Raw genomic sequence first — 25,878 nt, forward strand, 5'->3', positions numbered from 1 at the left:
TGGGGACCTACACGGTTTCCGCCTACTCGGTCATGGTCGCCAGCTCACGCTCCACGGCCGCGTCGTGCTCGGCCGCCTCCTCGGCCGCCTTCTTCGGGCTCCAGTGTCCAGCCATGATGAACACGAACGGGATGAAGCAGATCTGCGCGACCAGGCAGATCCACCACCAGCGCTTCCACTGCTCGGGCGAGTCGATCTGGGCCTGCTTCACGTCCTGCCCGTGCGCGGACAGATAGGCGAGATCGTCGGCGGGTATGGCGCTCACGGCCTTGAGCTTGGCGCTCGCCGCCGTCAGGGCCGGTCCGGTCTGGGAGGCCACTGCGAGCTGATCGACCGGCACCTTCTGCGCGGCGGCGATCCGGGCGATGGCCTGATCCGGCGGGACGTTGAACTTCTTCGCGACCTGGCCGACCGCGGTCGCCGCGCTCGCCTGATCGTTCGGGTTCGTCATCAGCTTCACCAGGACCTGCGTGTCGATCGCCTGGAGCGTGGCCAGCTCGTCCGGGTACTTGGCATTGAGTTCGACGGTGGTCTTCACGTCCGAGGCGGAATCTCCGGTCAGCTTCACCAGCGCGGCGACCTGTGCCGCTTCGTCATTCGGATTCTTGCCCAGGGCCGTGAGCGTATCCGCGCCGACGGTCTGGATGGTGGCGATCTCGTCGTGGTACTTGGCATTGATGGTCTGCAGCCGCGGACCGTAGTTCACCAGCGTGCCCGCGGCGGTGACCACGAAGAGCAGACCCAGCAACACGAACGTCACCACGGTCCGCAGCACGCCGCCCCACACCGCGAGCCCGACCGCCGTGGCCGCCGGATTCCGCTTCTCCACCGTCTCGGTGAAGCTCGCCATCCAGGTGGAGTAGGCGATGCCGGTGCCGACGGCGGTGAAGCTCATGACCGCCGCGAAGGTGTAGTAGTCGGTGCCGGGTTTGTCGGTGTAGCTGAGGAACAGGTAACAGCCGATGATGCTGATGATCGCGCCGAAGACCATGAACGGTTTGCGCACCTTCATCGCGTCGGACACGATGCCGGTCAGCACCAGTGAGATGGCGGAGGCGATCCAGTACCAGTTGCCCAGCGAATTGGCCTGTGCGGCGGTGAAGCCGAAGTTGGTCGCCATGTAGACCGGCAGGAACGAGACGATGGTGTAGAAGAACGCCAGGAAGATCGAGATGGCCAGCGCCGAGCCGACGATGTCGAGATGCATCATCTGCTTCCACTGATTGCGTTCCAGCGCCTCGACATCCAGTCCGCGCGCCCGTGCCTCGATCAGCGCCTTGTCGCGCAGCGACACCATGATCTGGTCGCGCAGTCGCGGACTGAGCTCACGCAACCCGATCAGGCCGAACACGGAGATCACCGTGCAGATGATGCCGGCCAGCCGGTAGTGGAACTGCCAGTCCGGGTGGGCGTCGAGGGTGTGCGTGGAGATCTCGGTGGTGACCAGCGCGCCCAGCACCGGGCCGAGGGTCCAGAACCCCATGGCGGAGGCGCGATCCAGCTGCGGCGAGAAGTCGCGCACCAGCGCGGGCGTGGCCACCAGCACCGCGCCCTCGACGATGCTGATCATGCAGTAGACGGCCAGGTACGCCTCTTTGGTCGTGCACTGCGGTTGCGCGAACAGCGTGAGCAGCGAGGTGATCACCGTGCCGTAGGCGACGATATTGGCCCGCCCCCACCGGTCGAGCACCCCGGTCACCACCGAGGCCACGGCCCCGAAGGCCGCGCCGATGATGAAGATGCCGACGAAGTACCGGAAGCTCAGATTGAAGTAGGCGATCAGCTGATTGCCGACCGCGCCGGACACGAACAGCTGGTAGTACAGCGCTACCGACACGACGACAACGAGGAACAGATACCAGGATCGGGCGGGCGTTTCCGGATAGTGCGGCAGCTTGCGCCGCCACAGCCCGGTGACCAGCGTCGGCGGGGGAAAGTCCGCGGCCGGGTGTACCGCGGTCGGTGTGCTACTCATGTTCGAGACGCCTTTCTCTCCACGGCGTTTCGCGCAGCCGAAAAGCCCTTCGCGACGCAGCACGAGCAGCCGGGTGAAAACAGGGTAGCGGTCATGAGTGACTTGAATCACTGTTACCGAAATCCGCACTGGACAGTTGCGACAAATTGCGTGTTCCAGACACTCGCAGCGGAGTTGCCGAGTGGCCCGGAAACGCACCCCGAAGTCAGCGCCGCAGGTATTTCCCGATGACTTCGGCGGATTCGCTGATCGCGCCGACATAGCCGTCGGGGCGGACCAAAACGTAGGTGCCCGGGGCCACGTCGTAGCCCCCTGCTATCGGCACGGCGATCGCGGGGACGCCGAGGTCGGGGGTGGGGGCGCCGAAGGCCAGCAGGGTGTGATGCGGTCCGCGAAAGACATCGAAAAGCCTCGTGCCGGAGGAGGAGAGTCCGTCGGGGGCGCGGTCTCCGGCGCGGAGCTCGCCGGGTTCGCTGCGGTCGTCGAGCGCCAGCGGACCGTTGCGGTAGGTGATGTCGAGCTGGTGGATGGCCGGTGCCCCGCCGCCGTGGAAGTCCTGCCGGTGCAGCTGGGTGGTCAGGCCCAGCACAGCCGACGCGACCGGCATTCGTTCGGCCGCATAGGTGTCCAGCAGTTGCGGGTCCGCACCGGCCTGCACGGCCGCAAGTTTCCAGCCGAGGTTGTAGGCGTCCTGCACCCCGGTGTTGAGGCCCTGTCCCCCGGCCGAGGAATGTACGTGGGCGGCGTCGCCCGCCAGCAGCACCCGGCCCACCCAATACCGGTCGACCATGCGGACGCTCACCCGGTACAGCGAGATCCATCGCAGATCGTGCAGGCGGATGTCGGTGCGGCCGGAGCGGTCCCCGCACAGCCGGCGCACCCCGTCCAGGGTCAGGTCCGGCACCTGGTCGGCGGGCATCGAGGCGACGAACTGGTAGTGGTCGCTGTCCGGCAGGTTCCACAGCGAGAAGCGGTCGCCCACAGCACCGTTCCCGGTCAGGATGTGACAGAACCGGCCATCCAGGCCGTCGGCGCGCACGTCGCCGATCAGGGTGCGCTCGGTCTCGAAGGTGTCGCCCGCGAAACCGACGCCGAGCGCCTTCCGTACGGTGCTGTGTCCACCGTCGGCGGCGACGAGATAGTCGGCGCGAATCTCACCGTCAGCGGTCTGCGCCATGACGCCGGTGGAATCCTGTGTGACACCGATGATTTCGGTGTTCCAGTCGACCTGCCCGCCGAGTTCGGTCAGGTGGGCGTGCAGGATTTCCTCGGTCCGCCATTGCGGAATGAGCCAGGTGCCGGGATAGGGCACCGCCGGTGAGGCAGTGAGGCCCGGGGCGCCGAGCATCTCGGAGACCGTGCGCTCCCACACCACCTCCCGCCCGTGGTACAGGCGGAATTTCGGGAAGGGCTCGCCGCCGGCCCGGATGGCGTCGAGCACGCCGAGGTCCTCGAACACCTCGAGGGTGCGCGGTTGCAGACCCTTGGCCCGGGAACCCGGGAAGACTCCGGCGGCCTTGTCGACGATGCGGAACGGCACGTGATGGCGGGCCAGGTCGCAGGCCAGGGTGAGCCCGGTCGGACCGGCGCCGACGATCAGAACGGTCACTGCGTGGTTCCTCGATGCTGGAGTAGGACGAGTAGGACGTCGTCGACGAGGCGGTCGATGAAGGCGGCATCGAAGGGGGCGCCGATCTGCAACTGGCGCATGATCATTGCCTCGGCCACGTCGTGGATGAGTTCGGTATCGGTGTCCCCTGGTAGCTCGCCACGGGCGATCGCGCGGTGTAGCGCGTCGTGGAACGGGGACAGCTCCTCGTTCTCCGTGTGCTCCCGGAGTGCGGCGGCCAGCTCCGGATCATGGCGCATGGCGGCGATCAAGCCTTCGATCATCGCGGCGATCCGGTCGGACGCCTTGTCGCGCAATGTTTCCAGCACCGCCACCAGATCGCCGCGCAGGCTGCCGGTATCCGGGATGTCGGCATTCTGCTGGGCGTCGTGGGCGTCCAGCGCCGCCTTGATCAGCTCGGCCTTGTTGCGCCAGCGGCGATAGATGGTCGCCTTGCTGGCATTGGCACGCGCGGCCACCGCGTCCATGGTCAATGCCGGGTAGCCGCGCTCGGCGACCAGGTCCACGGTTGCCGCCAAGATCGCGTCGACACGCTGTTGTCCTCGAACCACGACCGAAGAGTACGACACGGTTTCGTTCACCCCGCTGAACCCGGCACTCGCGACAGGCCCCGATCGATCCCGCCGGCACCGACGACGAAGGCGGCGATCTCGTCGAGCGCGCGCCGCGCCTCGGGAATCGGGAACAGCGGCCAGACGTGCGGCATCCCCGGATACTCGTGCCAGGTCAGCGGAAAGCCCAACGCTGTCGCCTTCGACCAGAGCCGATGGGCGTCGGCGCTGAGGATCTCGCGCGTCCCGCTGAAGAGGGCGATCGGCGGCAGCCCGTCCAGACTCCCGAACAGCGGGCTGACCACGGGGTCGCTCAGGTCGAGATCACCGGCGAACATCCGGGTCAGCACTCGTAGCCCGCGGGCGGGGATGATCGGGTCGATCCGGTCGAGTTCGTCGATCACCGGATCACTGACGGTCGCGTCCACCAGCGGCGAGAGCAGGACCAGCCGCGCCGGTGCGGGGAGCCCGCGATCGCGGGCCTGCATCGCCAGGGACAGCGCGAGGTTGCCGCCCGAGGAATCACCCATGAGCGCCAGCTCGTCGCCGGATGCCCGGTCGGCGTAGAGGGATATCAGCCACGCGAAGATCTCCCGGGCGGTGTGCTCGGGTGCCAGCGGATACATCGGAACGGTGACCGAACAGTCCAGCAGCTCCACCAGTTTCGCGATCGTCTGCCAGTGCGGGTCGGTGATGGGCCGCACCCAGCCGCCCCCGTGCAGGTACAGCACTCGCCGCCGAGGCTGCCCGGATCGCGGACCCAGGACATAGACGCCGTGTCCCTCGAACTCCTCCTCCCGCACGTCCAGCCGCGCCCGGAGCGCGGCCGATGGCACGGCAGGCCCCTTCCGCCGATCCGCCGCGATCGACCGCCGAATCCGCTCGTCCCCGTCGAGACCACGCCGAACACACAGCACTCGCATCGCGCACATCATCAGATGCGCTCTAACACTGGACATTTCAGCCCTCCCCGCGCTGCCGATCATCAGGACTCCTGAAGTGTACGAAACCGTTTCGTACACTTCAACCCTTATGCGGCATTTTGCTGCTCAGCGGGTACTCGGCGCGCACGGAGACTTATCTCGGTGCCCTGCCCGGTCTGCCGGGCACGGGATCGCAGCCTCGCTCACCGCTGCCGCAGCACCGCGACCAGGGTGAGCAGCAGGACGGCCGAGCCGATCCAGATCTCGGCGCGGCTGCCCGACGGAGTTGCCGGACCGCGCCGCGTACAGAGCCCCAGATGCCGGATGACTTACGCCATCCGGCATCCGGGGCTCCCGGTTACAGGGCGCTGTAGGTGGCGGCGACCAGGTCGTGGGCGCGGCGATCACCGGAGAGCCAGTCGCGGCGCAGGTTCGGAGTGAAGGCGATCGCGACACGGTTGTCGAGGTCGCCGAGGCCGAGTGCGCCCCCCGCGCCCGGGTGGCCGAACGCCGAGGAGCGGGCAGGCTCGGGGAGGATGAAGTTCTCACACGGGAGCATGTATCCGAGCCCGAAGGCGCTCTCCAGCAACAACACCGAGTCGGGACCGCGCACCCGCTCACGGACCGCGTCGCGCAGCACGGCCGTGGGCAGCAGGGCGCCGCCCACCAGGTCGCCGTAGAAGCGGGCCAGCGCGCGAGCGGTGGTGACCAGGCCGGAGGCAGGCCAGCCGCCCGCCAGAACCTCCGGCTTGTTGTACGAGCCAACGGGATTCGTGGAGGCGCGCATCGTGAGTGAGCCAGGGTCGCGGAAGGCGGCGGCCATCCTGGTGACCGCGGCCGCGTCGATCGGGCCAGGATCGGTCCAGGCCATCTCCGAGGCAGGCGGGAAAGCAGTGCGCGCGGACTGCCGCGAGATGTGGGGCGGCGCGCCGATCCACAGCTCCGCGCCGAAGTGCCGGCGCACGTAGTCGCCGACCGTGGATACCGTATGCCTGCGGACGAATTCGCCGACCAGCCACCCGAAGGTCAGCGCGTGATAGCCGTGTTCGGCGCCGGGCGCCCAGATCGGCTCCTGCGCCGCCAGCAGCGCTGCCATGGCCGCCGGATCCGCGGCCTCCTCGACCGAGACCGGGCGGTCGAAGGCCGGCAGCCCGGCGCGGTGGGCCAGCAGGTCCGCGAGCGTCGTCGATTCCTTGCCCGCCGCACCGTATTCCGGCCACCAGGTCGTCACCGGTTCGTCCCAGCCGATTCCCCGGTCGTGGGCCACGGCGAGGGCGGCCGTGGCGGTGAGGGCCTTGGTACAGGAGAAGGTCACCACGGGGGTGTCCCGTTCCCAGGGCCGGTTCGCCCGCGCATCCGCCACGCCGCCCCACAGATCGACGACCGCCCGCCCGTCCACGAAAACGGCGACCGCCGCCCCCGCGTTCCGCCCGTCGGCGAAGCTCGATTCGAACACCTCACGCACAGCCCGGAAGGCGGGATCGACCTCGCCCTTCACGAATCCGTTCATGACCGAATTAGAACACGTTCTAATTTTGCAGGCCAGTGCTCGACACGACATGCGCCGGCACCGGATACCTCGTGGAGATATCCGGTGGGGCAGCGAACAGCGCGCCGACTACTCGTCGACGCCGCGGAAATACAGGATGTTGGAGCCGTGCGAGGCCAGCGGGCCGGCCTCGGCGGCCTGGCGAATACCACTGCCGGGCAGGCAGGTGAGCTTGGTGAACATGGTGGTATTACCGAACGCGGAGCGGACCTGGGTCTCGGAGGCGTAGTCCGCGCCGTAGTCGGACAGGGCCTTGAAATCCAAGGGGGCCAGCGGCTTTTCGAGCGGCGTCTGGGCCGCAGGAAGACCGAGGGCCGCGTACTGGGTGGCGGCGCCGCCTTCGTACCAGCACAGCTCGTAGGACATCTGCTCGGTGGTGGTGACGCTGACGACCGGCCACTCCTGCGACAGGCGCAGCGCCAGCGGGTGGCGGCCGACGGGAGCCACCTCCCAGTTCAGGCTCTTCACCGAGACCCAGTGCTCGGAGACCTTCTCGATCAGGACCACGTCCCCGCCGAGTCGTTCGGCGCGGTTGGGCTCGGGTTCGGGTGTGCTCCAGTGCTTTTCGTCGACACCGAGATACGCCGAGCTGGGCACGGGTTGCGCGCCGTCGGCGGTGTAGGCGGCGAGGATGGCCGCGCGCACCAGGGTGACGGCATTGCGCGAGGAGCAGCGCACGCTCAGCGCGCCGAAGGAGGTGCTGATCTCCACCGGTTTGGACGGCTGGTCCGGGAGCGCGCCCGCGGCGAGCGGCTTGAGGCCGACCAGCGCCAGCTGCCAGTTGATCTCCTCGATGGTGGCCAGGTCACCGGCTGTCTGATAGAGGATCTGCTGCTGGGTCAGGTAGCCCGCGCGTTCGAGGGTGGCGCACTCCAGCTTGCGCAGGGCGGTGACGGTCTTGCTGGTGAATCCGATGTCCTCGACCCGGATTTCGCGCAGCCGCTGCGTCATGGCCGGGGTGGTGACACCCGCGTAGCACTCGCGGTACATGGCCAGCGCCTGCTTGCGCTGGCGGCCCACCATGAGGGTGCGCAGCAGGGTGTTCAACGAGGCGAGGTAGCGGTTGGCCTGATCCGGGTCGGCGGCGAAGAGCCCGGCACGGATACGCACCGCGTCCTCCCCCGCCGCGACCGCGGCCTTGGGGTCCAGCCGGCACAGCCACACGCTGCACTTGGACAGCGCGTCCGCGGACGCGCCCGCCGCGAGCGGATAGTTCTGCGCCACATGCCGATACGCCTGGCAGGCATTGCGGATGGTGGAGGTGGCGAGCTCCCGATGCCCGATGGTGCGGGCGGCCTGCTCGAACAACCGCAGCGCCTCGGTCACCTCGGCGGCGAAGGGCGCGGTGACATGCCCGGCGGTGAGCCAGCGCAGCCGGATGAGCACCGCCTCCTGCGCGGGCTCCAGAGCCGAGGCCGACCGATCCCGCTGGGCGGAGTCGTTCTTCGTGGCCATGAGCGCGCGGGCGAGCTCACACAGCGAGGTGGCCAGTGCCAGCTCGGTTTCGGGTGTCCGGTCCCGCGCGGCCCCGCGATCCGCGGCCACCTGGCGCTCGATGGCGCTGAGATCCATTGCGACCTTCAAACTCCCGTAACCCGTGCACGCGCCTTCCCGATCGGCGACCGTCCGCGTGTTTGCGCCGAGTCTGCCATATATTCGGCGCGCGGGCCGCCCAACCGGCGGGATGCCCGGATTTCCGAGCACCCGCGCGTGGCGGCGTCGATCATGCGGGACGCGTGTAGCGCAGTTGCCCGGGCTTGTTCCGGTCGTACTCGGCGCGTCCCGAGAGATGCTGCGGCACACCGACTTCCCACCAGGCGCCGGCCTCGGTCCAGGTCGACGGACGGGTGCGGACCACCACGACCGCGGGCCGCTGCCCGGTGCGGGCGGCGTCGCGGGCGCCGGCGTAGGCGTCGCGGAACTCGCCGAGTTCGCTCGCGGTGAACACCGCGCAACCCAATGCCCGCGCGTGCGCGGCGAAGTCGACCCGGGGCGGGGTGGCGTGATTGGTGCGGCAATCCGCGTAGAAGTTGTTGAAGGGCTCGGCCCCCTGTCCCTGCTGCAGTCGCGCGATGACCGCGTACCCGTCGTTGTCGCAGACCACCGCGACCAGCGGATGCCCGGCGAAGGCGGCGGAGAAGAGCTCGGAGTTGAGCATCAGGTAGGAGCCGTCCCCGAGCAGGGTGGTGACCAGGCCCTCCGGTTCCACGGCACCGGATCGCGCCCGGGCCAGCGCCGCACCCCAGGCTCCGGCGAGCTCGTATCCCATGCAGGAGAAGCCGTATTCGACATCCATGGTCGGTACGCCGCCGGCCGCGCGCCAGCCGCCCACCAGTTCGCCGGGCAACCCGCCGGAGGCGGTCATGACGTAGTCGGAGGCGCCGCTGAGATCGTTCACGGCGCCGACGATCTGCGCATAGCTGGGCGTCCCCGGCGTCGGCGCGCGCAGTTTGTCGATGTGCGCGTCCCAGTCCGCCCGGACCGCGGCGGCCCGTGCCGTCCAGTCCGGGTCGGCGCGCCACTCGCCGACTTCGGGTTCCAGATCGCGCAGGGTGGCGTCGGCATCGCCGACCACGGCCAGCGCGCCGTGCTTCACGGCGTCGAAGCGGGCGGTATTGATGTGGACCAGACGGACTTCCGGCGCGAAGACGGTCCAGGACGCGGTGGTGAAGTCCTGCAGGCGGGTGCCGACCGCCAGCACCACGTCCGCCGCCGCCGCGAGGGTATTGGCCGACGCCGCACCGGTGATGCCCAGCGGTCCCGCGTAGATCGGATGGTCGTGCGGGACCAGCGTGCGGCCCGCGGTCGTCTCGGTCACCGGAATCCCGTGGCGCTGAGCGAATTCCAGCGCCTGCCCGCCCGCACCGGAATACCGCACACCCCCGCCGAGGACGAGCAGGGGACGCTGCGCGTCGCGCAGGACGCGGGCGGCCTCGGTGATGCCGCGCCGATCCGGCCGTGGGCGCGGCACGTGATGGACGACCGGCTCGAACAGGGCGTCCGGAAAGTCGTAGGTCTCGGCCTGCACGTCCTGTGGCAGGGCCAGCACCACGGGCCCGGCCTCGGCGGGGTCGGTGAGGATCCGCGCCGTCTGCGGCAGGGTCGCGAGCAGTTGCTCGGGCCGGGTGATCCGGTCGAAATAGCGGCTCACCGGACGAAACGCGTCGTTGACCGTGACGGTCGGGTCGCCGAAGTGCTCGACCTGCTGCAGCACCGGATCGGGCGCGCGACTGACGAACGTGTCCCCGGGGAGCAGCAGCACGGGCAGCCGATTCGCGTGTGCCACACCGGCGGCCGTCACCATGTTCAGCGCGCCCGGCCCGATCGAGGAGGTGGCGATCCCGACCTGCCGCCGCTGCGTGGCCTTGGCCAGCCCGACCGCCGCCAGGGCCATGCCCTCCTCGGTGTGCCCGCGCCACAGCGGCAGCTCGTCGCGATGCTCGGCCAGCGCGGTCCCGAGGCCGAGCACATTGCCGTGCCCGAAGATGCCGAAAGCCGCGGGAAACAGCGGCACTTCGTCGCCTTCGAGGGTTTCGGAGCGCTGGGCGATCAGCCAGGCCACCAGGGCCTGCGCGGTCGTGAGCTTCATGCGAGCCGTCCTTCGTGGGAGGTGACCGGGCACCGCGGATCCGCCGCCTGGCTCGCCCATGCCGCCCGTATCCAGGCGTGCGCGGGGTCGTCGCAGAAGGCCATGGATCGCTCGGGCGCGGGCCCGGCCAGCACGTTCAGGTAGTACATGGGGTACCCGGGCGCGGCCGTGCACGGACCGTGATAGCCGTGCGGCACCAGGAACACATCGCCGTCCCGGACCGCCACGGTCTCGTCGAGCGAGCCGTCGGCGGTGTAAATGTGGTGCATCCCGAAACCCTCCGGCCCCATGGCGATTCCGTCGCGCCCGGCGATGCGGAAGTAATAGATCTCCTCGTTGACGACCTCGCACTCGGAGGCCTCGTCATGCTTGTGCGGCGGATACGAGGACCAGTTCCCGTCGGGCGTGAGCAGCTCGCACGCGTTCAGCTTGTCGGCGTGCGTCCACGCACCCGGCGTCCCGAAGTTGGTGACCTGCCGCGTCGCCCGCCCCGCCCCGCGCACCTCGACCGGAACCCGCTCGGCCGGACCGTATTTCGGGTCCAGCCGTCTCGTGCAGCGCGCCATCGGCAGCGCCACCTCGATCCCGTCCACCGTCGTCAGCTCCACCTCCGCGTCGCGCGGCACATAGGCGAAGTCGGTCACCCGGGTGAAAACCGAATCCCGCCCGGCGAGTTCGAACACCAGCCCGTCCACCCGCACGGTGCATGCCCCGGCCAGCGGCAGCACGAACGCCTCGAAGTCCCCGGTGCTCACCACCCGCCGCTCCCCCGCCGCCAGCCGCAGCACCCGCAACCCGGCGTAGGCCCAGCCCGCGTCCTCCGGAGTCAGCAGCACGGGATCGCCCGAATCCGCCAGCGTTCCGGCCGGTCGATGCAGGTCCTTCAGCACCGAGCTCATCGTGCCGCCTCCAGCACCCGGGCGGCGGCCTGCACCGCACCGGCGACATCCCCGTCCGGCGGGTAGAGCAGGCTGCGGCCCACCACCAGGCCGCGCGCGACATCGTGGCGCAGGGCCGCGCCCCAGGAGGCGAGATCGGATTCCGGGTCGCCGGAGGGCGCACCGCCGAGGATGACGACGGGGAGTGTAGTGGCGTCGAGCACCGAGACATCCTCGGGCGCAGGTATTTTCAGCCAGGTGTAGGCGGAGGTGACCCCGAGACCGGAGGCGACGGTAATGGCTCGCTGCAGTGAGGCGGAGTCCTTGTGCATGGCCAGCGCACCGTCGGCGTCGCGGGCGTAGGGCAGGGGTTCCACCATGGCCATGAGCCCGTGCTCGGCCAGTTCGGAGACCGCGCGGGCGCAGGCCTCCAGGGTCGGGATGGTGCCGGGATCCGAATCGACCAGGCGCAGCAGCATTTTCCCGCCGTCGAGGCGGTACTTCACCAGCGCTTCGGCGTCGTAGCCGGTGAAGCGGTCGTCGATCTCCCAGTCGGCGCCCGCCAGCCCGCCGCGGTTCATGGAGCCGATGACGATCTTCTCGTGCACGGCGTCCAGCAGCAGCAATTCCTCCACGATGTCGGGCGAGCCGAGCACGCCGTCGACGGCGGGGTTGGCCAGCGCGATGAGCAGCCTTTCCAGCAGGGTGCGGCGGTCGGCCATGGCGGTGCGGTCGGCGCCGACGCCGAGCGCGCCGCGGGCCGGGTGGTCGGCGGCCACCAGGAACAGGGTGCCGCGGTCCGACAGCAGGTTCGCGCGTCGCCGCCGGTCGGCGTAGGCGCGCCGGACGGCCTCGGGGTCCGTGGCGCGGGTGTGCAGCAGTTCGTACCACCGCGCATCGTTCAGGTGCACAGCATCTCCTCGATCTCGGCATCGGTCGGCATGGCATCGGCGCAGGCCAGCCGCGATGCCACCAGCGCGCCGGCGGCATTGGCGTAGGCGGCCAGGCGATGCGGAGCCCAGCCGGACAGCAGCCCGTGGATGAGCGCGCCCCCGAATCCGTCGCCCGCGCCCAGCCCGCACAGCACCTCCACCCGGCAGGGCGGCACCGTCCAGCGCTCGGAGCCGGTGGCGATGAGCACGCCCTCCGCGCCGCGCTTGACCACGGCCAGCCGGACCCCGCGGGCCAGCAGCCGGTCCGCGGCGGTGTCGGGATCGGCGGTGCCGACCGCCACCTCCACCTCGGCCCGGTTGCCCACCACCACATTCACGTGGTCGACCATCCAGCCGATCTCGGCGCGCGCGGTCGCCGCATCGGGCCAGAACATGGGCCGGTAGTCCAGATCCAGCACGGTGTGCCCGCGCCGGGCCCGGCGTTCCAGGATGGCCCGCTGGGTGGTGCGGCCGGGTTCGGCGCTCACCCCGGTTCCGGTCACCCACAGCAGCGGCACGGAATCGACTACGTCCCAGGGGATCTCGTCCTCGGTGAGGGTGAGGTCCGGCGCGATGGGCGCGCGATAGAACAGCAGCGGCGGGTCCGCGGGCGGCTTCAGTTCGCAGAACACCACCGGCGTCTGCAGTCCCGCCGCCGTCCCCACGTACCGTGCCGACACCCCGAACCCTTCGAGGGCATCGCGCACGAAATCCCCGAACCCGTCCGGCCCCACCTTGGTCAGCACCGCGGCGCGACGGCCCAGGCGCGCCGCCGCCACCGCCACATTGGTGGCCGTGCCGCCGAGGAATTTCGCGAAGGTCGTCACCTCGGCGAGCGGCACCCCGCTCTGCTCGGGGTAGAGGTCGACGCCGACCCGGCCGATCGTCAGCACCTCCAGCTCGGTCACGGCACCACCCGCTCCAATTCGTGTTGCAGCGATTCGAGTTCGGCGCCGCCGGCCATCTGCCGGGTCAGCTCGGTGAGATCGATCGCGGACTTCTCGTAGCTGCCCAGCGTGGCGCCCCGTTTGAGGAGCAGGAAGCGGTCGCCGACCGGGTAGGCGTGATGCGGGTTGTGGGTGATGAGCACAACGCCCAGTCCGCGATCGCGCGCCTGCACCACATATCGCAGCACCACACCGGCCTGCTTCACGCCCAGGGCCGCGGTCGGCTCGTCGAGGATGAGGACCTTGGCCCCGTAGTGCACCGCCCGCGCGATGGCCACGCACTGACGCTGACCGCCGGACAGCGTGCCGACCGGCTGCTCCAGATCGGGGATGTCGATCCCCATGTCCACCAGACCTTTTCGCGCGATGTCCTGCGCCTGCCTGCGGTCCAGCAGCTCGAGCGGGCCGTAGCGCTTGACCGGCTCGGAGCCGAGCACGAAGTTGCGCCACACGCTCATCAGCGGCACCACCGCCAGATCCTGGTAGACGGTGGCGATGCCCAGATCCAGCGCCGCACGCGGCGAGGACAGCCGCGTCGATTGCCCCTCGATGCGCAGCTCCCCGGTGTCGTGCTGGTGCACGCCCGCCAGGATCTTGATCAGCGTCGATTTGCCCGCGCCGTTGTCGCCCAGCACGCAGGTAACCTCACCGGCTTGCACCACCGTCGACACGTCGCGCAGCGCCACCACGCCGCCGTAACTCTTTCCGATGCCGACCGTTTCGATGAGCGGCACCGCGGTCCCGGCGCTGTCGTTGTCCGTCGCGGTCATCGGCGTACCCTTTCCGCCCGCTTCTTGAATGCGTTGTTGACCAGCACGGCCGAGAACAGCAGCACGCCGAGGAACAGCATGAACCAGTCGCTGTTCCAGCCCGCCAGCACGATGCCCTGCCGCGCCATGCCGAAGATGAGCGCCCCGATGGCCGCCCCCACCACCGAACCGAACCCGCCGGTGAGCAGGCAGCCGCCGATCACCGCGGCGATGATGTACTGGAACTCCAGTCCCACACCCTGATTGGCCTGCACGCCTGCGAACCGCAGGAGGTTGCACGCGCCCACGATCCAGCCCGCGAACGCGGTGGTCATGAACAGCAGGATCTTGGTGCGGGTGGCCGGCACGCCCACCGCGCGGGCGGTGGGCAGCGAGCCGCCGACCGCGAAGATCCAGTTGCCGAACCGGGTGCGCGCCAGCACGATCGCCGCGATGGCGGTGACCACGATCCACCACACCACCGACGCCTGGATGCTGGCATTGCCGATCTTGGTGGTGGAGGCGAAAACCCAACCGGCGGACCGATATCCGTCCGCGCCGCGCACGCCCGACACCTGCACGGTGCCGGTGGCCCAGCGCGTCACACCGAGATTCAGGCCCTGCAGTGCCAGAAAGGTGCCCAGCGTGACGATGAAGCTCGGCAATCCGGTACGCATCACCACCCACCCGTTGAGGGCACCCACCGTGAGCGCGAAGACCAGCGAAACCACCAGCGCGAGCCAGACATTCCAGCCCGCGTGCACCGCCAGCAGCCCGGTGATCAACGCGGTGGAGGCGGTCATCACGCCGGTGGACAGGTCGAACTCGCCGCCGATCATGAGCATGGCCACCGCCACCGCCATGATGCCGAGCGTGGAGGCGTCGTCCAGCCAGGTCGAAATACCCAGTGGCTTCATGAATTTCGTGGTGACGAGACCGAAGAACACGAAGACCACCCCCGCGCCCAGCAGCGCGCCCACCTCGGGGCGGGCCACCAGCCGGTTGAGGATGGCCAGCCGATCCGGCGGCGGCGCGACCGTGGTGGTCTCGGATGTCGTTGTCGTCGTTGTCATCTCATCGTCTCCCGCCGGGTCACCGCGTGCCCTGGCCGACCAGCGCGGCGACGGCATCGACATTGCTCTTGTCCACGAACGCGGGGCCGGTCTGTACCGGATGGCCGCCGCCCACGGTGTTCAGGTTCGATTTGTAGAGCTTCAGCATCACCACCGGCAGATAGCCCTGCTCGTACTGCTGCTGATCCACCGCGAACAACAGCGTCCCGGCCCGGATCGCGCTCACCACATCGGAATTCAGGTCGAAGGTGGCCACCGTCGCCTTCGACGCGGACTCGCGCACCGCGTCCACCGCGCGGGCGGCGATCTGCGAATTCAGCGTCAGCACCGCGTCGATGGAGCGATCGGCCTCCAGCGCGCCCTTGATGCGCGACTGCACATCGGTCGGGTTGTTGATATCCACCTGCAGCGTGGTCGCGGCCCCGAAGCCCTGGGTGGCGCCGGCGCAGCGTTCGTTCGCGCCGACATTCCCGGCCTCGTGGATCACGCACAGCATCTTGTGTTTTCCGGCATCGGCCAGCCGCTTCCCGGCGGATTCACCGGCCAGGCGCTCGCTCTGGCCGACATGGCCGATGGCCCCGAACTGGACGCTCTCGGCCTCCCCGGAGTTGATCGTCACCACGGGAATCCCGGCAGCGACGGCCTTCTCGACCGACGGCTTCAGCGCGTCCGGGTTGGCCATGGACACCACCAGCCCGTCCACGCCCTGGGCCACCGCATTGTCGATGAGCTTGGCCTGCTGGGTCGGATCGCCCGAGGAGTTGTACTCGACCCGGACACCGAGATCCTTCCCGGCGGCTTCCGCACCGTTCTTGACCACGTTCCAGAAGGCGTCACCGGGCGAGCCGTGCGTCACCACGGCCACCGACTTCAGGGTGCCCACCGCGACCGGGGCCTGGGCGGGTCCGGTGCCATCGGCACCGGGGCCGCTACAGGCGGCGAGCACGGCCGCCGCCGCGAGCCAGGGCGACAGGCGCAGCCAGCGGGGGCCGCGCGATCGGGAGATTGCGGACATCGTCGTCGTCACCTCCCACTAGATCCGAGCCGAGGCGAGACCGGCGCCGATCTCGGCCAGGTGTCGCAGACTTCGCCGAGCGTCGCCCGTCGGGCCCGCGGCGGTAGCGCCGGGACGCAATGCGGTGTCCTGCTCGATCACGTACCAGCCCCGGTATCCCGCGGCGTGCGCCGCGCGGATCAGGGCCGCGATATCGACATCTCCGGTACCCAGCGGAACGTAGAGCCCCTGCCGGACGGCCTCGCTGTATTCGATACTGCCGCTGCGTACTTCGGCGGCCACGGCCGCGCGGACATCCTTGAGGTGGATATGCCCGAGGCGATCCGCGTGACGGTGGACCAGATCGACCGGGTCGGTGCCGCCGATGAGCAGGTGCCCGGTGTCCACACACAGGTCCAGCCCGGAGTCTGCGAGAAAGCGATCGACCTCGGCGGCCGTCTCGACGTGGGTGCCCACATGCGGATGCAGAGCGACGCGCAGGCCGTGGGTGGCGGCGATCTCGCCGACCACGGCCGCGGTGTCGATGAGGGTCCGCCATTCACGATCACCGAGGGGCGTCCGGGTGTCGTACCCGTCCTGCCCGGTGGCGGCGGCCAGCACCAGGATCTCGGCGCCGGCCGCCGCGAACCGCTCGGCCGCGGCGCGGGCGGCGGTGACGGCCCGGTCGGGTTCGCGGTGCAGCACCAGGGCGAGGAAGCCGCCGATCGGCGCAATACCGTAGGTGCTCAGGGTCTTTCGTAGCTCGACGGGGTCGTCGGGTAGGTAGCCGGGCGGGCCGAACTCGGTGGCGGTGATGCCGAGGTCCGCCATCTCGGCCAGGACGATGTCCGGTTCCAGGACATGCCCCCAGCCGGGGACCTCGCAGACTCCCCAGGAGATCGGCGCGGCGGCGATGCGCAAGGGGGTGATACGCAGTGGATGGAGCGGTTCGGTCATCGGCACTTCCCAGACCCGTCGTTGGCCATCGGTGAGGCTCGTTGGAGCGCTCCAACAATGTAACCTGGCTCACTCCGGTGTCAAGGGTTCGACATGTGCCGAAAAGTAGTGCGTAAACCTGGAAAATGCTGCCTTCCAGGCGAAATGGCGCCGGATACCGATGTCCAGAATATCCGATTAGAGCGCTCCATTGCCTCGGGCCACGGCAAGGCTGTAGCGTGCGACACACATCGATACCGACGGGAGGCGACCATGACCAGACCAACCATGGAGGACGTCGCCGCCCGCGCCGGCGTCTCCCGTGCACTGGTCTCGCTGGTCATGCGGAACTCCCCCAAGGTCAGCGAGCACCGCCGCCGCGCGGTGCTCACCGCGGCCGTCGAACTCGGCTACCAGCCGCACGCCATGGCGCGGTCGCTGGCCAGCCGCACCTCCAATATCGTCGGAGTCATGGTGTCCGACCTGCGCAATCCCTTCTTCGCCGATGTGGTCGAGGGCATGGACGAGGCGGCGCGGCAGGCCGGACTGGAGCTCATCCTCAATACCGGCCGCCGCAGCGCGACACGGGAACGGACCGCGCTGGAGAGCCTGCTGGGCTTCCGCCCGGGCGGGGTCATCCTGCTCTCCCCGGTGCTGCCGGCCTCCGCCATTCGCGACGCGGCGGCGCGCTGCCCGGTCGTCCTGGTCTCACGCACCTCCACCAGCCCGGCCGTGGACACCGTCAACGACGACGGCGAGCTCGGCGCGGCGCTGGCCGTGGATCACCTTGTCGCCCTGGGACATCGGCGCATCGTGCACCTCGACGGCGGCGCGGCCTTCGCGGCGCCGCCGCGGCGCAAGGGCTACACCGCCGCCATGGCCCGCTACCACCTCGAACCCATGGTGATTCCCAGCGAGCACACCGACGAGGGGGGCGCGGCCGCCATCCGCACCCTGCTGAACATCTTCTCCCCCGGCACTTTTCCCACCGCACTGGTGTGCGGCAACGATTTCAATGCCGTGGGCGCGATGGCCGCGCTCGAAGAGGCGGGACTGCGTGTGCCCGAGGACGTTTCGGTCGTCGGGTACGACAACACCTCGCTGGCGGCGCTGCGGCACGTCGCGCTCACCACCATCGACCAGCCGCGCACCCGCATCGGCGGGCTGGCCGTGGAGGCCCTCACCGAGCGACTGCGCGCCGACCGCACCGACCCGGTGCGCAAACGCCTGGAGCCGTCCCTGGTCGTCCGCTCGACCACCGCCCCACCCCGCGACTGACAGGAGCCATCGCCATGTCCCCGATCACAGTGGGCCTCGCCGGCACCGGCCGCATCGGCACCTCCCACGCCGAAACCCTCAGGGCCCTACCGGGCGTGGGCGCGGTCGTCGTCACCGACACCGATGCCGAACGCGCCCGCGCCACCGCCGACAAGCTCGAGGTGGAGTACGCGCCCGATATCGAGGCGCTCTTCGCCGCCGGTATCGACGGCCTGGTCATCACCACCGCCACCGATTCCCATCCGGCCCTCATCACCGCCGCCGTCGACCGCGGCATCCCGGTCTTCTGCGAAAAGCCCATCGCCGCAGACATTCTGGGCACGCTGCAGGTGGTCGAACGCGTGGAGCGCTCGACCGTGCCGGTCCAGATCGGCTTCCAGCGCCGCTTCGACGCCGGGTACCGGGCCGCGCGCGCCGCCGTCGCCGCCGGGGATCTGGGCTGGATCCACACCCTGCGCGCCACCACCCTCGACCCCGCGCCACCGCCCGCCGAGTACATTCCGCGCTCGGGCGGCCTGTTCCGCGATTGCGGCGTCCACGATTTCGACATCATCCGCTGGGTCAGCGGCCGCGAGGTGGTGGAGGTCTACGCCACCGGATCCAATCGCGGAGACCGGTTCTTCGCTGAGGCGGGCGATGTCGACACCGCCGCGGTGGTGCTGCGCCTCGACGACGGCTCGCTGGCCAATGTCGCGCTCAGCCGCTACAACGGCGCGGGCTACGACGTGCGGCTGGAAGTGCTGGGCTCTCAGGGCAATGCCATCGTCGGGCTCGACGAGCGCGCCCCGCTGCACTCGGTCGAACCCGGCCAATCGCCCTCGGGCCTGCCCGCCTATCCGGGCTTCATGGACCGCTTCCACGGCGCCTACACCGAGGAGCTGGCCACCTTCCTGGGCGTGATCACCGGCCGGCTGGCCAATCCGTGCCCGCCCGCCGACGCCCTGGAGGCCTTCTACATCGCCGAGGCCTGCGAGCTGTCCCGGCATCAGGCCAAGCCGGTGCGGCTGGCCGACATCCGCCGCTGAAACTTCGGCTACCGCAGCGCGGTCTCCCCGTTTACCCTTCGGTGTGCCCGGTGATCACAGCGGGACCACCGAGACGAGAGCTATTGGGATGAGCGGCAATTCGATACCACCGGGCTATCATCCGCAGGACGAGCTGTGGACGCAGGACACCGTCGTGTTCGACGCGGTGCGCGAGGACCACGACGGGCGGCAGGCCGGGCCCGGCGGCGGTCGGCCGCGGAATTCGCAGGCCAGCCGGTACGTGATCATTGGTCTCACGGCCACGATCGCCGTAGCGTTGCTGGCCATCGGCGGCCTGCTCCTGTCCGGCCACGGCAGCTGGAACGCGGCACCGAATGCCACGACGGGCCCCGCGCCGACGCGCATCGTGCTCACGACCACCACACCCGCGTCACCCACGACGACCGCACAGGCGGCCGAGGTGACCACGGCGCCCGACACGGCCACCACCACCACGACGACCACCACCACCACCACGACCGCCACGACGACCAGCGCGGCCGCGGTCAGCGGGACCTGCACCCAGGCCGGCCAGACCGCTGTCGCGGGCGACGGCTCGGTCCTGACCTGCAATGTGGCCGGAGACGACACGCTCCGCTGGCTGTCGGTCAGCACGCCCTCGCTCGGATTCCCGTGCAACGCGACCGAGGCCGGGACCTTCGGCTACGCCCCGAACGGCACCCAGCTGCTGTGCTCGCGCCGCGCGGGATCGACCACGCCGACCTATGTGTGGGACAGCCCGGGACCCGTGACCAGCGGAACGCACGAGCCCGGCACGATCTGCAATCTCAAGAAGGACGTGGTGGCCAAGTCCTCGAGCGGCCGGGCCGTCACCTGCCTGCCCACCAGCGGAAACAACAACGGCAACTACGTCGGCGCGTGGAAGCCCGTGTCCTGAGACCGATTTCCCACAGGGTGACGACACCCGGCTGGATCAGCTGGGTGAGGGTGTCGGCCACGCCACACCTCGGCGATCCGGCCGTCGGTGAGACGCATGTGACCGCCGTCACCGCCACCCAGGGTTTCAGCTCACCAGCAAACCGACAGCGAGACCCGTCATGACGAGGGCGATCACCGAATCCAGCACCCGCCACGCGCGCGGCTTCGCGAAGATCGGGGCCAGCAGCCGGGCGCCGAAGCCGAGCGAGACGAACCAGATCAGGCTGCCCGCAATGGCTCCCGCGGTGAGGAACCAGCGATCCGGGGTGGCATAGGTATTGGCGAAGGATCCCAGCAGCACGACGGTGTCCAGATAGGCGTGCGGGTTGAGCCAGGTGACGGCCAGGCAGGTGGCCACGGCCGCGCCCAGCGCGATGGGCGCGCCGCCGCCCGCGGACAGGGCGGAGGCGGAGAACGCGCGCTTGGCGGCGAGGGCGGCGTAGCCCAGCAGGAAGGCCGCCCCCGCGTACCTGGCGATGGTCATGATCATCGGGGCCGAGTTCACGATCGCCCCGAAGCCCGCGACACCCAGGGTCATGAGGATCACGTCGGAGCCGATGCACACCGCGACCACCGGCAGGACATGCTCGCGCCGGATCCCCTGACGCAGCACGAAGGCGTTCTGCGCACCGATCGCCACGATGAGCGACAGGCCGAATCCGAGTCCCGAAATGGCCGCCAGGGCCGCCGATGATGCGTTCACACGCTCGAAAGTAGGGCAGGCGTCCAGCACCAGGCCAGCTAAAGATTCTGAGGCACCATTACGATTTCTTACTATGGATCTGCAGCTCGACCAACTGCGCGCGCTCGACGCCGTCATCAGCGAGGGCACCTTCGACGCCGCCGCCCGCAGGCTCAGCGTGACACCGTCGGCAATCAGCCAGCGCATCAAGGCGCTGGAGGACGCCGCGGGCCGCATCCTGGTGCAGCGCACCAAACCGGTGCAGCCCACCGAATCCGGGCTGACGGTGCTGCGGCTGGCCCGCCAGATCCAGCTGCTGACCAGCGATACCGCGCGCGAGCTCGGCGACGTGCACCAGCCCGGCGCCGCCCGGGTGGTCATTCCCATCGCCGTCAATGCCGATTCGCTGCAGACCTGGGTCATTCCGGCGCTCGGCCGCGCCGCCGCCGGGGTGTCGTTCGACATCCATCGCGAGGACGAGGAACACACCACCCGCCTGCTGCGCGACGGCACCGTCATGGCGGCCATCACTTCCACCGCCGCGCCGGTGCAGGGCTGTACGGTGCGGCGACTGGGGGCCATGCGCTATCGGCCCATGGCCCAGCCCGCCTTCGCCCGCACCTGGTTTCCCGACGGCGCGAATGCGAAATCGTTCGCACACGCGCCCGTGGTGCTGTTCGACCGCAAGGACGATCTGCAGTTCCGGCTCATGCGCCACTACACCCGCAAGCCCGTGGATCCGCCCCGGCATTACATACCGTCCTCGGCCGGATTCAATGACGCGGTATGCGCCGGCATGGGCTGGGGGATGATCCCCGACCTCATGATCCGCCCCGAGGACGAGCTGATTCCGCTGGATGAGAAGGTATTCGTAGATGTCCCGCTCTACTGGCAGCAATGGCGGCTCGATTCCCCGGCACTGACCCTCGTGGCCGCTACGATCGCCGAAGCCGCCGCGGAATCCCTGTTGTGAAAGGCCACAGGTTGCGATCGGCCACAAGGAGATTCGTTTTCCGTCACCCGGGGTAATAGATGACGTGGGCGGGGTCGGATGCGATAGTCGAAGGCATTGCGGTTAGCCAGGAAGGAATTTCGTTGTCCCAAACTGTGCGCGGCGTCATCGCACGCTCGAAGAACGCCCCGGTGGAAGTCACCGACATCGTCATCCCGGACCCGGGTCCGGGTGAGGCCGTGGTGCGGGTGCAGGCCTGCGGGGTGTGCCACACCGACCTGCACTACCGCGAGGGCGGCATCAACGACGAATTCCCGTTCCTGCTCGGGCACGAGGCCGCCGGCATCGTGGAATCGGTGGGCGAGGGCGTCACCGATGTCGAGCCCGGCGATTTCGTCATCCTGAACTGGCGGGCGGTGTGCGGTTCGTGTCGCGCCTGCCGCAAGGGCAAGCCCTGGTACTGCTTCTCGACCTTCAACGCCTCCCAGCCCATGACCCTCACCGATGGGACCCCGCTCACCCCCGCCCTGGGCATCGGCGCCTTCGCGGAGAAGACCCTGGTCCACGCCGGGCAGTGCACCAAGGTCGACCCCAGCGTGTCCCCCGCTGCGGTGGGGCTGCTGGGCTGCGGTGTCATGGCCGGGCTGGGCGCGGCCATCAATACCGGCGGGGTCGGCCGCGGTGACTCGGTCGCGGTCATCGGCTGCGGCGGGGTCGGCAACGCGGCCATCGCGGGCGCGAAGCTGGCGGGCGCGACCACCGTGATCGCGGTCGACATCGATGAGCGGAAGCTGGAGTGGGCCACCGGATTCGGGGCCACCCACACCGTCAACGCCGCCAAAGAGGATGCGGTGGAACGGGTTCAGGAACTCACCGACAGCTTCGGCGCCGACGTGGTGATCGATGCCGTGGGCCGCCCCGAGACCTGGAAACAGGCGTTCTACGCGCGCGATCTGGCCGGCACCGTGGTGCTGGTGGGCGTGCCGACACCGGAGATGACCCTCGAGATGCCGCTCATCGACTTCTTCTCCCGCGGTGGATCGTTGAAGTCCTCGTGGTACGGCGACTGCCTGCCCTCACGCGACTTCCCCTACCTCGTCGAGCTCTACAAACAGGGCCGCCTGGACCTGGATGCCTTTGTGACGGAGACTATTTCGCTGACCGATATCGAAGCCGCCTTCGCCAAGATGCATCACGGCGACGTACTGCGCTCGGTGGTGGTGTTCTGATGGCGCACATCGACCACGCCGTCACCGTCGGCACCTTCAGCCTCGACAACGAGACCTTCGACGTCGACAACAATGTCTGGGTGGTCGGCGACGACCTGGAGTGCGTCGTCATCGACGCGCCCCACAATGTCGAGGCGATCCTGGATGTCATCGGCACCCGCAAGGTCAAGGCCATCCTGGTCACCCACGCGCACGACGACCACATTCGCGTCGCGCCCGAATTGTCCAGGGCCACCGGCGCTCCCGTGCTCATGCATCCCGACGACCTGGTGCTGTGGCAGCACACGCATCCGGAGACCAGCCCCGACGGCGAACTGTCCGACGAACAGGTGATCGAGGTCGGCGGGACCGAACTGCACGTGCTGCACACCCCGGGGCACGCCCCGGGCGCGGTCTGCTTCCACTCCCCCGACCTGGGCGTGGTGTTCACCGGTGACACCCTGTTCCACGGCGGGCCGGGTGCGACCGGTCGGTCCTACTCGGACTTCGGCACCATCGTCGACTCGATCGCCGACCGCCTGCTCACCCTGCCGCCGGAGACCCTGGTGCACACCGGGCACGGCGAATCCACCACCATCGGCGCGGAATCCCCACAGCTCGAGGAGTGGCGCGCCCGGGTGAACTGACCCATCGCGGCAGCAGGACCGGTCCGGCGCAGATCGCCGGGCCGGTCCTCTGTCAAGTTCCCTAATCCGCCCCGCACCGCGGCGCGCCAGCCCCGGACACGCCGGATTCGCCGGTTTCGCAAGCTCATTCGCGAGATTTTCCCGGCAAACCGGCGCCTAAAGTTGTCCATGAGAAAACTGACAGCCGCTCTGGCCTTGACGTTCGTGCCGCTGCTCGCCGTGGGGTGCTCATCATCAGGTTCGGACTCGGTGAGCAAGAGCGACGTGCAGACGAAGGCCACCAGCTTCTACAAGGACAAGTCGCACGAGGACGCGAAAACCGTGACCTGCGACGGCAGCCTGCCCGCCAAGGTGGACGCCACCCAGACCTGCACCGCCACCTCCGCCGACGGGCAGACCTGGGCGATCAATGCCAAGGTGACCAAGGTCGACGGCAAGGACGTCTACTACGACCTGACCCTGACCGACGCCTTCGTCGCGCCGGACGATGTGGCTTCCAGTGTCTCGAACTTCTACCAGTCGAAGGTGGGCGCCGCCCCGCAGTCCTCCACCTGCAACGGCCTGCTGCGCGGCGCCACCGGCTCGACCATCCGGTGCGTGGTGACCGAATCCGACGGCACCCGCTGGGGCGTCACCGCCAAGACCACGAACGTGGAAGGCTCGAAGGTCAACTACGACATGATCGTCGACGACCAGCCGATGCCCTGATACCGGGGACTATCGGCACGTATAGAGCGTGGCCTCGGCCAGTTCATCCACCACGTCCGAGAGCTGGCCGCGGGTTCGGAAGGCATTGACCTGACGCCGCGCCCCGTTGCCGCGCGCCAGGAGCGCGGCCACGGTGTCGGTGACGAAGGCGAGGTCGTCCAACTGGTCCAGGGCGGGCCGGATGCGGTCGATGAGCCGGGTCAGCAGCCGCACAGGCCCTGTTCGTGCGCCAGCCGGCCGAAGCTCGCGGCGATCCGGCGGTAGCGCGGGGTGGCGGTGGGTCCGCGCCCGGCCGGGCCCCGAGTCCGCGCCGCGGCCCGGATCTGTCGGTCGGGTGGGTCACAATGCCGGGTATGGCATACGACGAGGAGCTGGCCGACCGGATTCGGGACGCGCTCGGGCCCGAACTGGTCAATGTGGTCGAAAAGAAGATGTTCGGCGGCCTGGCGTTCCTGGTGGGCGGCAATATGGCCGTCGCGGCCAGCGGCAAGGGCGGGCTGATGGTGCGGACCGATCCGGATACCTCCGCGGCGCTGCTGCGGGCGGGGTCGGTCGAGCCGATGGAGATGGGCGGCAAGAAGATGCACGGGTGGCTGCGCGTCACCACCGCGACCGTCGCCGACGACGATGTGCTCGACGAATGGGTCCGGCGCGGGGTCGATTTCGCCAAGACGCTACCGCCCAAATAGGGCGCAATCGGTGTGTGCCGGGGCACAGCTCCGGCGTGACTGTGTCCCGCTTCACCGAATGACCAATTGCCGCAAGAGGTTTGCCGGGTTCCGTCACCCCTTCTTTACACCGCACCACAGCCGGGGAAACCTGCGTCCAGCACTGTGGTGAACATGAGGCAAACCGAGATTCATACGCTGGCCTGCGAAGTCTGCGGTCGTCTGCCCCATCCGAAACGCACCCGCATGGCGCTGGCCAAACTCGCCGCGGTCTTCCCGGTCGAACTCGCCCTGCACGCCCTGGTCGTCCACCTCGAACTGCCCTATCTGGCAACGGTTTCCGTGCTCGCCGTCGCCGCAACCATCCTCGTCATCTGGGTGGTCGAACCCGGCGCCATGCGCTATCTCGGCCGCTGGCTGCACGCCCCGGAACTGCGCCACCGCCACCGTCTCGACAGCGCCGAGCGGCTCTGGCGCATCCGGGTGCACCTGGACGACAAGCCCGGGCGGCTGGAACTGCTGGCCAAGCAGCTCGCCGACCGGCGGGCCAACATCCTGGCCGTGCACGTGCATCACCTGGAGAACGGCGTGCTCGACGAGCTGGTGGTCTCCACACCGGCCGAGCTCGGCCCGCAGCGGCTGACCCAGGCCATCGCCCGCGCGGGCGGGGTCGCCGCCGGCATCTGGCCCGCGTCGGCGCTCACCCTGGTCGACGGCCAGACGCGCGCACTGGGACTGGCCGCGCGGGTGGCCGCCGACCCCGCGGAACTGCCGCTGGTGATCGCCGAACTGCTGGGTGCGCAATACGTTCCGGATCCGGACCCGGGCCGCGCGCCCGGCGGCACCCTGCTCGAGATCGGTCCGCACGACGATCTCGCGGCCATGACCTTCCTGCGTACCGGGGAGCCGTTCACGCCCGCCGAGGTCGCCCGGGCACACCGGCTCACCGATCTGGCCCTGGTCACCGCCCGGCACTGACCCGTCACCAGCGGATTCCCTTCGCGCATCTCACCATTCAGGACGCGGTACCGGGGCGTACAGGTTT

General features: G+C 69.3%; 25 protein-coding genes. 9 read left to right on the forward strand and 16 right to left on the reverse strand.

What is annotated here, in order from left to right; translation table 11 throughout:
* Nucleotides 1-22: 22 nt before the first annotated feature.
* The 14 genes from ACWEKS_RS05215 to ACWEKS_RS05280 all read right to left on the reverse strand — a co-directional run bounded on the left by ACWEKS_RS05215 (nucleotide 23) and on the right by ACWEKS_RS05280 (nucleotide 16,747).
* Nucleotides 23-1,975: an MFS transporter gene (locus tag ACWEKS_RS05215; protein ID WP_452338904.1), complete on the reverse strand. Its 1,953-nt coding sequence runs from the start codon at nucleotides 1,973-1,975 to the stop codon at nucleotides 23-25.
* Between the two features lie 205 nt (nucleotides 1,976-2,180).
* A complete protein-coding gene (locus tag ACWEKS_RS05220; RefSeq protein WP_452338905.1) occupies nucleotides 2,181-3,584 on the reverse strand; it encodes an FAD-dependent monooxygenase in 1,404 nt (467 codons plus the stop codon).
* Complete coding sequence (locus tag ACWEKS_RS05225; RefSeq protein ID WP_452338906.1) at nucleotides 3,581-4,156, reverse strand: TetR/AcrR family transcriptional regulator; 576 nt, start codon at nucleotides 4,154-4,156, stop codon at nucleotides 3,581-3,583. The genes ACWEKS_RS05220 and ACWEKS_RS05225 overlap by 4 nt, the downstream gene beginning before the upstream one ends.
* 26 nt (nucleotides 4,157-4,182) lie before the next feature.
* Nucleotides 4,183-4,992, reverse strand: a complete 810-nt coding sequence (locus ACWEKS_RS05230) for an alpha/beta hydrolase fold domain-containing protein (protein ID WP_452338907.1) — start codon at nucleotides 4,990-4,992, stop codon at nucleotides 4,183-4,185.
* 445 nt (nucleotides 4,993-5,437) lie between these two features.
* A complete protein-coding gene (locus ACWEKS_RS05235; protein ID WP_452338908.1) occupies nucleotides 5,438-6,589 on the reverse strand; it encodes a serine hydrolase domain-containing protein in 1,152 nt (383 codons plus the stop codon).
* 108 nt (nucleotides 6,590-6,697) lie between these two features.
* Nucleotides 6,698-8,200, reverse strand: coding sequence for a hypothetical protein (locus ACWEKS_RS05240; protein WP_452338909.1), 1,503 nt, complete (start codon nucleotides 8,198-8,200; stop codon nucleotides 6,698-6,700).
* A 151-nt stretch (nucleotides 8,201-8,351) separates the two neighbouring features.
* Complete coding sequence (gene iolD, locus ACWEKS_RS05245) at nucleotides 8,352-10,217, reverse strand: 3D-(3,5/4)-trihydroxycyclohexane-1,2-dione acylhydrolase (decyclizing) (RefSeq protein WP_452338910.1); 1,866 nt, start codon at nucleotides 10,215-10,217, stop codon at nucleotides 8,352-8,354.
* Nucleotides 10,214-11,116, reverse strand: coding sequence for a 5-deoxy-glucuronate isomerase (gene iolB / locus ACWEKS_RS05250; protein ID WP_452338911.1), 903 nt, complete (start codon nucleotides 11,114-11,116; stop codon nucleotides 10,214-10,216). The genes iolD and iolB overlap by 4 nt, the downstream gene beginning before the upstream one ends.
* A complete protein-coding gene (locus ACWEKS_RS05255; protein WP_452338912.1) occupies nucleotides 11,113-12,006 on the reverse strand; it encodes a Cgl0159 family (beta/alpha)8-fold protein in 894 nt (297 codons plus the stop codon). Before ACWEKS_RS05255 ends, iolB begins: the two co-directional genes overlap by 4 nt.
* Nucleotides 11,997-12,935 (reverse strand): 5-dehydro-2-deoxygluconokinase, encoded by a 939-nt coding sequence (gene iolC / locus ACWEKS_RS05260; RefSeq protein WP_452338913.1) that lies wholly within the window; start codon nucleotides 12,933-12,935, stop codon nucleotides 11,997-11,999. Before iolC ends, ACWEKS_RS05255 begins: the two co-directional genes overlap by 10 nt.
* Nucleotides 12,932-13,744 carry an ATP-binding cassette domain-containing protein gene (locus tag ACWEKS_RS05265; protein WP_452338914.1) on the reverse strand — a complete coding sequence of 271 codons (813 nt, stop codon included), beginning with the start codon at nucleotides 13,742-13,744 and terminating at the stop codon, nucleotides 12,932-12,934. Before ACWEKS_RS05265 ends, iolC begins: the two co-directional genes overlap by 4 nt.
* The gene (locus ACWEKS_RS05270; protein ID WP_452338915.1) at nucleotides 13,741-14,796 is read right to left on the reverse strand and encodes an ABC transporter permease; all 1,056 of its coding nucleotides are present in this window, start codon (nucleotides 14,794-14,796) and stop codon (nucleotides 13,741-13,743) included. Before ACWEKS_RS05270 ends, ACWEKS_RS05265 begins: the two co-directional genes overlap by 4 nt.
* 19 nt (nucleotides 14,797-14,815) lie before the next feature.
* Nucleotides 14,816-15,811 carry a sugar ABC transporter substrate-binding protein gene (locus tag ACWEKS_RS05275; RefSeq protein WP_452338916.1) on the reverse strand — a complete coding sequence of 332 codons (996 nt, stop codon included), beginning with the start codon at nucleotides 15,809-15,811 and terminating at the stop codon, nucleotides 14,816-14,818.
* Between the two features lie 18 nt (nucleotides 15,812-15,829).
* A complete protein-coding gene (locus ACWEKS_RS05280; protein ID WP_452338917.1) occupies nucleotides 15,830-16,747 on the reverse strand; it encodes a TIM barrel protein in 918 nt (305 codons plus the stop codon).
* A 252-nt stretch (nucleotides 16,748-16,999) separates the two neighbouring features.
* Here ACWEKS_RS05280 and ACWEKS_RS05285 point away from each other — a divergent pair, with 252 nt between their 5' ends.
* The 3 genes from ACWEKS_RS05285 (at nucleotide 17,000) to ACWEKS_RS05295 (ending at nucleotide 19,927) form a co-directional block, all read left to right on the forward strand.
* On the forward strand, nucleotides 17,000-18,004 hold the full coding sequence (locus ACWEKS_RS05285) for a LacI family DNA-binding transcriptional regulator (RefSeq protein WP_452338918.1): 1,005 nt from the start codon (nucleotides 17,000-17,002) through the stop codon (nucleotides 18,002-18,004).
* A gap of 14 nt (nucleotides 18,005-18,018) precedes the next feature.
* Nucleotides 18,019-19,029: a Gfo/Idh/MocA family protein gene (locus ACWEKS_RS05290; protein WP_452338919.1), complete on the forward strand. Its 1,011-nt coding sequence runs from the start codon at nucleotides 18,019-18,021 to the stop codon at nucleotides 19,027-19,029.
* 88 nt (nucleotides 19,030-19,117) lie between these two features.
* Nucleotides 19,118-19,927, forward strand: a complete 810-nt coding sequence (locus tag ACWEKS_RS05295; protein WP_452338920.1) for a hypothetical protein — start codon at nucleotides 19,118-19,120, stop codon at nucleotides 19,925-19,927.
* A gap of 126 nt (nucleotides 19,928-20,053) precedes the next feature.
* Here ACWEKS_RS05295 and ACWEKS_RS05300 read toward each other — a convergent pair whose 3' ends face one another.
* Nucleotides 20,054-20,671 (reverse strand): LysE/ArgO family amino acid transporter, encoded by a 618-nt coding sequence (locus tag ACWEKS_RS05300; RefSeq protein WP_452338921.1) that lies wholly within the window; start codon nucleotides 20,669-20,671, stop codon nucleotides 20,054-20,056.
* Between the two features lie 73 nt (nucleotides 20,672-20,744).
* Here ACWEKS_RS05300 and ACWEKS_RS05305 point away from each other — a divergent pair, with 73 nt between their 5' ends.
* The 4 genes from ACWEKS_RS05305 (at nucleotide 20,745) to ACWEKS_RS05320 (ending at nucleotide 24,165) form a co-directional block, all read left to right on the forward strand.
* Nucleotides 20,745-21,623: a LysR family transcriptional regulator ArgP gene (locus ACWEKS_RS05305; RefSeq protein ID WP_452338922.1), complete on the forward strand. Its 879-nt coding sequence runs from the start codon at nucleotides 20,745-20,747 to the stop codon at nucleotides 21,621-21,623.
* Nucleotides 21,624-21,745: 122 nt separating this feature from the next.
* Nucleotides 21,746-22,831, forward strand: a complete 1,086-nt coding sequence (locus tag ACWEKS_RS05310; protein WP_452338923.1) for an S-(hydroxymethyl)mycothiol dehydrogenase — start codon at nucleotides 21,746-21,748, stop codon at nucleotides 22,829-22,831.
* On the forward strand, nucleotides 22,831-23,457 hold the full coding sequence (locus ACWEKS_RS05315; protein WP_379428039.1) for an MBL fold metallo-hydrolase: 627 nt from the start codon (nucleotides 22,831-22,833) through the stop codon (nucleotides 23,455-23,457). The genes ACWEKS_RS05310 and ACWEKS_RS05315 overlap by 1 nt, the downstream gene beginning before the upstream one ends.
* Nucleotides 23,458-23,625: 168 nt before the next feature.
* Complete coding sequence (locus ACWEKS_RS05320; protein WP_452338924.1) at nucleotides 23,626-24,165, forward strand: DUF4333 domain-containing protein; 540 nt, start codon at nucleotides 23,626-23,628, stop codon at nucleotides 24,163-24,165.
* Between the two features lie 9 nt (nucleotides 24,166-24,174).
* Here ACWEKS_RS05320 and ACWEKS_RS05325 read toward each other — a convergent pair whose 3' ends face one another.
* A complete protein-coding gene (locus tag ACWEKS_RS05325) occupies nucleotides 24,175-24,378 on the reverse strand; it encodes a hypothetical protein (RefSeq protein ID WP_452338925.1) in 204 nt (67 codons plus the stop codon).
* Nucleotides 24,379-24,518: 140 nt separating this feature from the next.
* Here ACWEKS_RS05325 and ACWEKS_RS05330 point away from each other — a divergent pair, with 140 nt between their 5' ends.
* Nucleotides 24,519-24,854, forward strand: a complete 336-nt coding sequence (locus ACWEKS_RS05330) for a TfoX/Sxy family protein (RefSeq protein ID WP_379428042.1) — start codon at nucleotides 24,519-24,521, stop codon at nucleotides 24,852-24,854.
* 153 nt (nucleotides 24,855-25,007) lie between these two features.
* On the forward strand, nucleotides 25,008-25,811 hold the full coding sequence (locus ACWEKS_RS05335) for an amino acid-binding protein (protein ID WP_452338926.1): 804 nt from the start codon (nucleotides 25,008-25,010) through the stop codon (nucleotides 25,809-25,811).
* Nucleotides 25,812-25,878: the final 67 nt, after the last annotated feature.

It is taken from the genome of Nocardia sp. NPDC004711, assembly GCF_053601595.1.